Genomic DNA, 9480 nt, shown 5'->3' on the forward strand with positions numbered 1-9480 from the left:
CCGGGGGCGGTGGCGACCATCAACTACCTTGATGTCAATGCGCAGCCGCAGGAAGTCAAGAATGCGCCGTTGCCCTGGTCGTTCACGATCACCACGACCGAGCCCGCGGTCGTCGGCAACGTTGTGGCTCAGGGCAATGGCGACACCATCGGCTGCCGCATCATCGTCAACGGTGAAGTAAAAGACCAGCGCACCGTCAACACCCCCGACGCCTACACCTTCTGCCTGGACAAATCCGGATGACCAGCCCCCGACCTCCTCGCGTACCGCACACCATCCGGCGGCTCTCGGTGCCGATTCTGGTGTTGTGGGTGGCCCTGGCCGCGATAACGAATGCGCTTGTGCCGCAACTGGAAGACGTCGGCAAAGTCCACAACGTAGCGCTGAGCTCACCGGATGCACCGGCGCTGAAGGCGACCAAGCGCATCGGCCAGGTGTTCCACGAGTTCAACACCGACAGCTCGGCAATGGTGGTCCTGGAAGGTGACCAGCCGCTCGGCGCGGATGCCCACCGGTACTACGACACGCTGATCCGCAAGCTGGAGCAGGACCGCAAGCACGTCGAGCATGTTCAGGACTTCTGGGGCGACACGCTGACCGCGGCGGGATCGCAGAGCACGGATGGCAAGGCCGCGTATGTGCAGCTGAACCTGACCGGCAATCAGGGCTCGGCCCTGGCCAACGAGTCCGTCGATGCCGTTCGCGACATCATCGCGCGCACCCCACCACCGCCGGGAGTCAAGGCGTATGTCACCGGCGCTGCGCCGCTCATCGCGGATCAGTTCGAAGTGGGCAGCAAGGGGACCGCGAAAGTCACCACGATCACCGTCGGGGTGATTGCGGTGATGCTGCTGTTCGTCTACCGCTCCTTCATCACGATGCTCCTGGTGTTGTTGACGGTCCTCATCGAGATGGCCGCCGCCCGGGGAATCGTTGCTTTTCTCGGAAACGCCGGGGTCATCGGGCTGTCGACGTACTCGACGAATTTGCTCACGCTGCTGGTTATCGCGGCGGGCACGGACTACGCAATATTCGTCGTCGGCCGATATCAAGAGGCACGCAGCGCCGGCGAGGATCGAGAAGCCGCCTTCTACAACATGTTTCGGGGAACGGCCCACATCGTCCTGGGTTCGGGTCTGACGGTTGCCGGCGCGGTGTTCTGTTTGAGCTTCACCCGGCTGCCGTATTTCCAAAGTCTCGGCATCCCCGCCGCGCTGGGCATTCTCGTCGCGCTCGCCGCCGCACTGACCCTGGCTCCGGCCGTGTTGACCCTGGGCGCTGCGGCGGGCTGCTTCGAACCCAAACGCGCAATGCGAACCCGCGGCTGGCGGCGCATCGGCACCGGCATCGTCCGCTGGCCCGCCCCGATCCTTTCCGTGGCGTGCGCGCTCGCCCTTATCGGCCTGCTGTCCCTGGCCGGATACAAGACAAGTTACGACACGCGGCCCTACATGCCCGCCAGTGCGCCGGCCAATGTCGGGTTCACCGCCGCCGAGCGGCACTTCTTTCGGGCCCGGCTGGAGCCCGAGCTGTTGATGGTCGAGACCGATCACGACATGCGCAACCCCGCCGACATGCTCATCCTGGACCGGGTGGCCAAGGCGGTGTTCCACACATCGGGCATCGCCCAGGTGCAGGCGATCACCAGGCCGCTGGGCACCCCGCTGGTACACAGCTCGCTGGCATTTCAGATCAGCGCGCAAAGCGCTAACCAGACGGAAAACCTTACCTATCAACGGGATCGCGCCAACGACTTGATGAAACAGGCCGGCGAGCTGGCGAAGACGATCGACCTGCTGAAGCAGCAGTATGCCCTGCAGCAGGAGTTGGCGGCCACCACTCACAGTGAGGCGCAGAACTTCCGCGACACCATCGCCACGATCAACGACCTGCGGGACAAGATCGCCAACTTCGACGACTTCTTCAGGCCGATCCGTAGCTACTTCTACTGGGAAAGGCATTGCTACGACATCCCGGTCTGCTTCGCGCTGCGGTCGATCTTCGACGCGCTCGACGGCATCGACGCGCTCAGCCAGAAATTCGAAGACCTCACAGCCACCTTGGACAGGCTCGACGCGCTGCAGCCGAAACTGGTGGCGTTGATACCGCCGCAGATCGACAGTCAGCAGACCAATCGCGACCTGGTCATGTCGAACTACGCCACCCTGTCGGGCATCTACGCACAGACCGCGTCCGCGATCGAGAACGCGACCGCGCTGGGCCGGGCGTTCGACGTCGCCAAGAACGACGACACCTTCTATCTGCCGCCCGAGGTCTTCAACAATCCCGACTTCAAACGTGGTCTGAAACTGTTCCTTTCGCCCGACGGCAAGGCCGCCCGCATGATCGTCACGCATGAAGGCGACCCCGCGACCCCCGAGGGCATCTCACACATCGAACCGATCAGGAAAGCCGCGCACGAGGCCGTCAAGGGCACCCCGATGGCCGACGCCAAGGTCTACATCGGCGGCACCGCCGCGACGTACAAGGACGTCCAGGACGGGGCCACCTGGGACCTGATGATCGCGGGGATCGCCGCGATCTCGCTGATCCTGCTGATCATGATGTTCATCACGCGAAGTCTGGTTGCGGCCCTGGTGATCGTCGGCACGGTGGCTCTGTCGCTGGGCGCGTCCTTCGGGTTGTCGGTCCTGGTGTGGCAGTACATCTTTGGCATCCAGCTGTATTGGGTGGTGCTGGCGCTGGCGGTGATCCTGCTGTTGGCAGTGGGATCCGACTACAACCTGCTGCTGATCTCTCGCTTCAAAGAGGAGATCGGCGCCGGACTCAAGACCGGCATCATCCGCGCGATGGCCGGGACCGGTTCGGTGGTGACATCGGCCGGTCTGGTTTTCGCCATCACCATGTGCGCGTTCGTGTTCAGCGGCTTCGTGGTTCTGGGTCAGATCGGGACAACCATCGGCCTCGGCTTGTTGTTCGACACGCTGATCGTGCGTTCCTTCATGACGCCGTCCATCGCGGCGCTGCTGGGGCGCTGGTTCTGGTGGCCGCAACGGGTGCGCCCCCGTCCGGCCAGCACGATGCTCCGGCCCTACGGGCCGCGCCCGGCCGTTCGTCAACTGCTGCTCTGGGAGGACGACGACCCGGTGGTGTCCGCCAAGTCGCGCTAGCGCAACATAGTCGCAACGATGCCGGCCAGGTAACCCAGCCGGGCCACCTCCGAGGGCCGGAACTCCGGACCCGGACGGCCCAGCACCACCGCGGTGTGCGGGTCGCGCAGCGGTGCCGCGACCATCGTGATGTCCATGTCGCGCCAGGATTGCGGCACCCAGTCGGCGCCTCCGTCGAGCGGGGCGGCACGCTCCATCGGCAGCCAGGGCGCCGAATCCGCCCGAGTCTCCGGCGCACCCGGGCTGCCCGCCAGGCGCTGCACCCCGGCCTCGGTGGCGCGCAACACCGTGCACCAGGCCACCCGCAGCACCCGCGGTGCCTCGTCGACCAGGACCTGCAGCCTCGTTTCGTTGTCGCGGGCGGCGGCGACGTGGTCGAGCAATTCCAGCTCGCGGTGGGCCTCGAGCAGACCGGTGTGCGGACGGACACTGTCAACCCGGACGCCGGGCAGCGACTCGGCGGCGGTGATCAGCGTGTCCGGCATTGCCCCCAAAGGCAGCTCGATGACCAGGTCGTCGATCGCATAGCCCCCGCTGCGCTCCACCACGTCGAGCGACAGGATGTCGGCGCCCACCGAGCCGAGCGCCACAGCCAGCGAGCCCAGGCTGCCCGGCCGGTCGGCCAGCTCGATGCGCAGTAGGTAGGAAGGCACGGCCAACACTGTTGCACAGCGACGCGTCGACGGCATGTCGGCCCGGGTGAGCCTGAGTGCCCGTCCAGCGGAGCCGCCGGGCTAGGCTTTTCGCTCGTGCCCAAGATCTCCCGCGACGAGGTGGCCCACCTGGCCCGCCTGGCCCGGCTGGCGTTGTCCGATGCGGAGCTAGACAGCTTCGCCGGCCAACTGGACGCCATCCTTACCCACGTCAGCCAGATCCAGGCCGTCGACGTCTCTGGGGTCGAAGCGACCGACAACCCGCTCAAGGATGTCAACGTCACCCGCCCGGACGAGACGACGCCGTGCCTGACGCAAGAGCAGGCGCTGTCCCAGGCGCCCGAAGCCGCCGAGGGCCGCTTCGTCGTCCCCCAGATTCTCGGGGAGAGCCAGTGACGGACATCATCCGAGCCGACGCCGCGACGCTCGCTGCTCGGGTCGCCGCCAAAGAGCTGTCGTCGGTGGAGATCACCCAGGCCTGCCTGGACCAGATCGCGGCGACCGACGACCGCTACCACGCCTTCTTGCACGTGGCCGCTGACGAGGCACTGAGTGCGGCGGCCGCGGTCGACAAGACGCTGGCCGCCGGCGAACCGCTGCCGTCGGCGCTGGCCGGGGTGCCACTGGCCCTGAAGGACGTGTTCACCACCGTCGACATGCCGACCACCTGCGGCTCCAAGATCCTGCAGGGCTGGCGATCGCCGTACGACGCCACGCTGACCATCAAGCTGCGCTCGGCCGGGATCCCGATCCTGGGCAAGACGAACATGGACGAATTCGCGATGGGCTCGTCCACCGAAAACTCCGCCTACGGCCCGACCCGCAACCCGTGGAACGTCGAGCGGGTCCCGGGCGGCTCCGGCGGGGGCAGCGCGGCGGCACTTGCCGCCTTCCAGGCGCCGCTCGCCATCGGGTCCGACACCGGCGGCTCCATCCGCCAGCCGGCCGCCCTGACCGCGACCGTCGGCGTCAAACCGACTTACGGCACGGTCTCCCGGTACGGGCTGGTGGCCTGCGCGTCGTCGCTGGATCAGGGTGGCCCATGTGCGCGCACCGTGCTGGACACCGCGCTGCTGCACCAGGTGATCGCCGGGCACGACCCCCGCGACTCCACGTCGATCGCCGCCGAGGTACCCGACGTGGTCGGTGCCGCCAAGGCCGGCGCGGCAGGTGACCTGAAGGGCGTCCGGGTCGGAGTGGTGCGTCAGCTGCACAGGGGAGAGGGCTACCAGCCGGGTGTGCTGGCCTCGTTCGAGGCCGCCGTCGAGCAGTTGCGGGCGCTGGGTGCAGAGGTCAGTGAAGTCGATTGCCCACACTTCGACCACGCGCTGGCCGCCTACTACCTGATCCTGCCGTCGGAGGTGTCGAGCAACCTGGCCCGCTTCGACGCGATGCGCTACGGGCTGCGGGTCGGCGACGACGGCACCCACAGCGCCGAAGAGGTGATGGCGTTGACCCGGGCAGCCGGTTTCGGGCCAGAAGTCAAGCGGCGCATCATGATTGGCGCCTACGCCTTGTCGGCGGGCTACTACGACGCCTATTACAACCAAGCGCAGAAGGTACGCACGTTGATCGCCCGCGACCTCGACGAGGCCTATCGATCTGTAGACGTGCTGGTGTCGCCGGCGACGCCGACCACCGCTTTCCGGCTGGGCGAAAAGGTAGACGATCCGCTCGCGATGTACTTGTTCGACCTGTGCACGCTGCCGCTGAACCTAGCCGGCCATTGCGGCATGTCGGTGCCCTCGGGTCTGTCGCCTGACGACCAGTTGCCCGTTGGACTGCAGATCATGGCTCCGGCGTTGGCCGACGACCGGCTCTACCGCGTGGGGGCTGCCTACGAGGCCGCCCGTGGTCCGCTGCCCTCGGCCATCTGAACCCGCGGCTCCGTGCCGAGCAGACGCAGACTCGCGTAAAAATTGCCCGACGCGTGCGATTTTGCGTCTGCTCGCGCCACTGACTGGGCACAGGGCAAGATGAGGACATGCGGATCGGAATTCTCACCGGAGGCGGTGACTGCCCTGGCCTCAACGCCGTCATCCGAGCGGTGGTGCGCACTTGCGATTCCCGGTACGGCTCGTCGGTGGTGGGATTCCAGGACGGTTGGCGGGGTTTGCTGGAGAACCGTCGTATGCAGCTGGCCAACGACGACCGCAACGACCGGCTGCTGGCCAAAGGCGGAACCATGCTGGGCACCGCGCGCGTGCATCCCGACAAACTGCGGGCAGGGCTGAACCAGATCAAGCAGACCCTGGACGACAACGGTATCGACGTGCTCATCCCGATCGGCGGCGAAGGCACGCTGACCGCCGCGCACTGGCTGTCCGAGGAGAACGTTCCCGTCGTCGGTGTGCCGAAGACGATCGACAACGACATCGACTGCACCGACGTGACTTTCGGCCACGACACGGCCCTGACGGTGGCCACCGACGCAATCGACAGGCTGCACAGCACGGCGGAATCCCATCAGCGGGTGATGTTGGTGGAGGTCATGGGAAGGCACGCGGGCTGGATCGCGCTGAACTCCGGGCTGGCGTCCGGCGCGCATATGACGCTGATCCCCGAGCAGCCCTTCGACATCGAGGAAGTGTGCCGGCTCGTCAAACGGCGTTTCCAGCGCGGCGACTCGCATTTCATCTGTGTGGTCGCCGAAGGGGCCAAACCCGTTGCCGGCTCGATTCAGTTGCGTGAAGGCGGGATTGACGAATTCGGCCATGAACGTTTCACCGGGGTTGCCGCCCAACTGGGTGCCGAGGTGGAGAAGCGGATCAACAAGGACGTCCGGGTGACGGTGCTGGGCCACGTCCAGCGCGGGGGCACGCCGACCGCTTACGATCGAGTGCTCGCTACTCGGTTCGGGGTCAACGCCGCCGACGCCGCCCATGCCGGCGAGTACGGCCAGATGGTGTCGCTGCGCGGGCAGGACATTGGCCGGGTGGCACTCGCCGATGCGGTTCGCCAGCTCAAGCTGGTGCCGCAAAGTCGCTACGACGATGCGGCCGCTTTCTTCGGCTGACGTCTGGCGTGAGAGTTCTTGGCTCGGCGGTGGATTCGAGTAGTGGTTTGCATTGCCTGCAACGAACGGCGTTCGGTGTGAACTGACGGCGTTCGGTGTGAACTGAGGGCGTTCGGTGTGTACTGGCGGCGGGAATCGGCGCGCATTTCCGCCCAGGATTCACCCGCAACGCCCAGGATTCACGCGCAACGCCCAGGATTCACGCCCAACGCCCGAGACAACGGGGTCGCCGCGCGCACAGCGTCGAGGCATGCGGTTTTGTCCGGCCCCGCGCGACAAAATCACTCCAGCGAATGCGCCCGCTGCGAATTGTCGCTGGAAGCTGGACAATTCGGTATGTGCCGAGCTTGCTGTGGCGCGTGGGAATGTTTAGCCCGCTACCGCGTCCGCGTGAATCACCCGGCCGAGCCGTGCTGACGGTCCCGATTAGGATCGAGCGCATGACGGTCACTACGGCGGAACTGCTGGACTACGACGAGGTCGTCGCACGCTTTGACCCGGTACTCGGCCTCGAAGTGCACGTCGAACTCAACACCAGGACCAAAATGTTCTGCGGCTGCGCCACCGCATTCGGTGCCGAACCCAACACTCAGGTGTGTCCGGTGTGCCTGGGCCTGCCCGGTTCCCTGCCGGTGCTCAACCGGGCCGCCGTCGAGTCGGCGATCCGCATCGGACTGGCGCTGAACTGCGAGATCGTGCCCTGGTGCCGCTTCGCCCGGAAGAACTACTTCTACCCAGACATGCCGAAGAACTATCAGATCTCACAGTACGACGAGCCGATTGCCATCAACGGCTACCTCGACGCGCCGCTGGAGGACGGCACCACCTGGCGGGTGGAAATCGAACGGGCGCATATGGAGGAAGACACCGGAAAGCTGACCCACCTGGGCAGTGAGACCGGCCGCATCGAAGGCGCCACGGCTTCCCTGATCGACTACAACCGTGCCGGTGTCCCGCTGATCGAAATCGTCACCAAACCCATTGTGGGGGCCGGAGAACGGGCCCCACAGATTGCCCGCGCCTACGTGACGGCGTTGCGGGACCTGTTGCGCGCGCTGGATGTATCCGACGTCCGGATGGACCAGGGCTCGATGCGCTGCGACGCCAATGTGTCGCTCATGCCAAGGGGTACAACAGAATTCGGTACTCGCACCGAAACCAAGAACGTCAACTCCCTGAAAAGCGTCGAGGTCGCGGTGCGTTACGAAATGCAGCGCCAGGCGGCCGTTCTGACCTCTGGCGGCCGGGTCATCCAGGAAACCAGACACTTTCACGAGTCCGGGTACACCAGTCCCGGCCGTGCCAAGGAAACCGCACAGGACTATCGATACTTCCCAGAGCCGGATCTGGAACCCGTCGCCCCCAGCCGTGAACTCGTCGAGAAACTGCGCCAAACCATTCCGGAGCTACCGTGGTTGAGCCGCAAGCGGATTCAGCAGGAGTGGGGCGTCTCCGACGAGGTGATGCGCGATCTGGTCAACGCGGGTGCGGTCGAATTGGTCACTGCGACCGTCAAGCACGGAGCATCCAGCGAATCGGCGCGGGCCTGGTGGGGGAACTTCCTGGTGCAAAAGGCCAACGAGGCCGGCATCGGGCTGGACGAATTGGCCATCACCCCAGCGCAGGTCGCCCAGGTGGTGGCGCTCGTCGACAAGGGCAAGCTGTCCAACAAGCTGGCCCGCGAGGTCGTAGCGGGCGTCCTGGCCGGAGAGGGCGAACCCGAGGAAGTGATGGCCGCCCGTGGCCTCGAGATGGTACGCGACGACGCGGTGACGCAGGCTGCCGTCGACGAGGCGCTGGCCGCCAATCCCGATGTGGCGGAAAAGATTCGCGGCGGCAAGGTGGCCGCCGCGGGCGCGATCGTCGGTGCGGTCATGAAGGCCACCCGCGGCCAGGCCGACGCGGCGCGGGTACGCGAACTCGTGCTGGCTGCCTGCGGTCAAGGCTGACGGCAACCCGAGGCCGCAAATCTCATGGTGCTGTGATGGACGAACCATTCGACGAGTTGATGTCCATGCTGGACTATCCCATCTTCGTGGTGACGACCCGAGCCGACGACCACCCATCGGGCTGTCTGGTGGGCTTCGCCACGCAAACCAGCATCCGCCCGCCGCGATTTCTGGTCGGCATCTCCAAACGCAACCACACGTTCAAGGTGGCGGGCCGCTCCGGACACCTCGCGGTACACATCATGTCCCGGCAGCAGCATGACCTGGCCGAACTGTTCGGCGGCCAAACCGGTGATCGGATCAACAAATTCGATCGCTGCTCGTGGCACGCCGGTCCGGAAGATATGCCGATTCTGGACGATGCGCTCGCGTGGTTCGTCGGCCGGACGTTGGAACGCATCGACGTCGGCGACCACGTCGGCTACCTGTTGGAGCCCGTCACTGTCTGGGCTTCGGAGAGCTCCGACGACCTGCTACGCCTTTCCCACGTCGAAGACATCGAACCCGGCCACGAGGCCTGAGCCGAACTCTCGCTACGTCTTGTCGTCGTTGCTGCGCGGGAAGCCGCCGCCGGACGGGAACAGCGGGAAGACTACGTCGTCGAGCTTTTCCGCATCGCCGGCGGTCTTGTTGACGGTCGCGCCCCAGACGTTTCCGTCCGGCGACATCTTCAACGCCCACGCGTGCCCGTGGGTCTCCTTGCGCACGACGTCGGGCTCACCGGTGACTGC

General features: G+C 65.9%; 8 protein-coding genes and 1 pseudogene. 7 read left to right on the forward strand and 2 right to left on the reverse strand.

Annotation, left to right across the window (positions count from 1 at the left end):
• Both A5791_RS16370 and A5791_RS16375 read left to right on the forward strand, forming a co-directional pair.
• The coding region (locus A5791_RS16370; RefSeq protein WP_231995925.1) for an MmpS family transport accessory protein at window positions 1-243 on the forward strand (243 nt) is incomplete at its 5' end.
• Window positions 240-3131: an RND family transporter gene (locus A5791_RS16375; RefSeq protein ID WP_067238927.1), complete on the forward strand. Its 2892-nt coding sequence runs from the start codon at window positions 240-242 to the stop codon at window positions 3129-3131. The genes A5791_RS16370 and A5791_RS16375, both read left to right, overlap by 4 nt.
• Here A5791_RS16375 and A5791_RS16380 read toward each other — a convergent pair.
• Window positions 3128-3784 carry an amino acid-binding protein gene (locus tag A5791_RS16380; protein WP_156661385.1) on the reverse strand — a complete coding sequence of 219 codons (657 nt, stop codon included), beginning with the start codon at window positions 3782-3784 and terminating at the stop codon, window positions 3128-3130. The two genes, A5791_RS16375 and A5791_RS16380, sit on opposite strands and share 4 nt — an antisense overlap.
• Window positions 3785-3880: 96 nt before the next feature.
• Here A5791_RS16380 and gatC point away from each other — a divergent pair, with 96 nt between their 5' ends.
• The 5 genes from gatC (at window position 3881) to A5791_RS16405 (ending at window position 9270) form a co-directional block, all read left to right on the forward strand.
• Window positions 3881-4180 carry an Asp-tRNA(Asn)/Glu-tRNA(Gln) amidotransferase subunit GatC gene (gene gatC, locus A5791_RS16385; RefSeq protein ID WP_067238935.1) on the forward strand — a complete coding sequence of 100 codons (300 nt, stop codon included), beginning with the start codon at window positions 3881-3883 and terminating at the stop codon, window positions 4178-4180.
• A complete protein-coding gene (gene gatA, locus A5791_RS16390) occupies window positions 4177-5661 on the forward strand; it encodes an Asp-tRNA(Asn)/Glu-tRNA(Gln) amidotransferase subunit GatA (RefSeq protein ID WP_067238938.1) in 1485 nt (494 codons plus the stop codon). Before gatC ends, gatA begins: the two co-directional genes overlap by 4 nt.
• A 107-nt stretch (window positions 5662-5768) precedes the next feature.
• Window positions 5769-6800 (forward strand): ATP-dependent 6-phosphofructokinase, encoded by a 1032-nt coding sequence (locus A5791_RS16395; RefSeq protein WP_067238941.1) that lies wholly within the window; start codon window positions 5769-5771, stop codon window positions 6798-6800.
• Window positions 6801-7240: 440 nt separating this feature from the next.
• A complete protein-coding gene (gatB, locus tag A5791_RS16400; protein ID WP_067238945.1) occupies window positions 7241-8749 on the forward strand; it encodes an Asp-tRNA(Asn)/Glu-tRNA(Gln) amidotransferase subunit GatB in 1509 nt (502 codons plus the stop codon).
• A gap of 35 nt (window positions 8750-8784) precedes the next feature.
• Window positions 8785-9270 (forward strand): flavin reductase family protein, encoded by a 486-nt coding sequence (locus tag A5791_RS16405; RefSeq protein WP_082966967.1) that lies wholly within the window; start codon window positions 8785-8787, stop codon window positions 9268-9270.
• 12 nt (window positions 9271-9282) lie between these two features.
• Here the strand turns inward: A5791_RS16405 and A5791_RS16410 are convergent.
• Window positions 9283-9480 (reverse strand): annotated as a pseudogene (locus A5791_RS16410) (sorbosone dehydrogenase family protein); the annotation flags it as partial.

Source organism: Mycobacterium sp. 852002-51163_SCH5372311, assembly GCF_001667115.1.
Lineage (GTDB): Bacteria > Actinomycetota > Actinomycetes > Mycobacteriales > Mycobacteriaceae > Mycobacterium.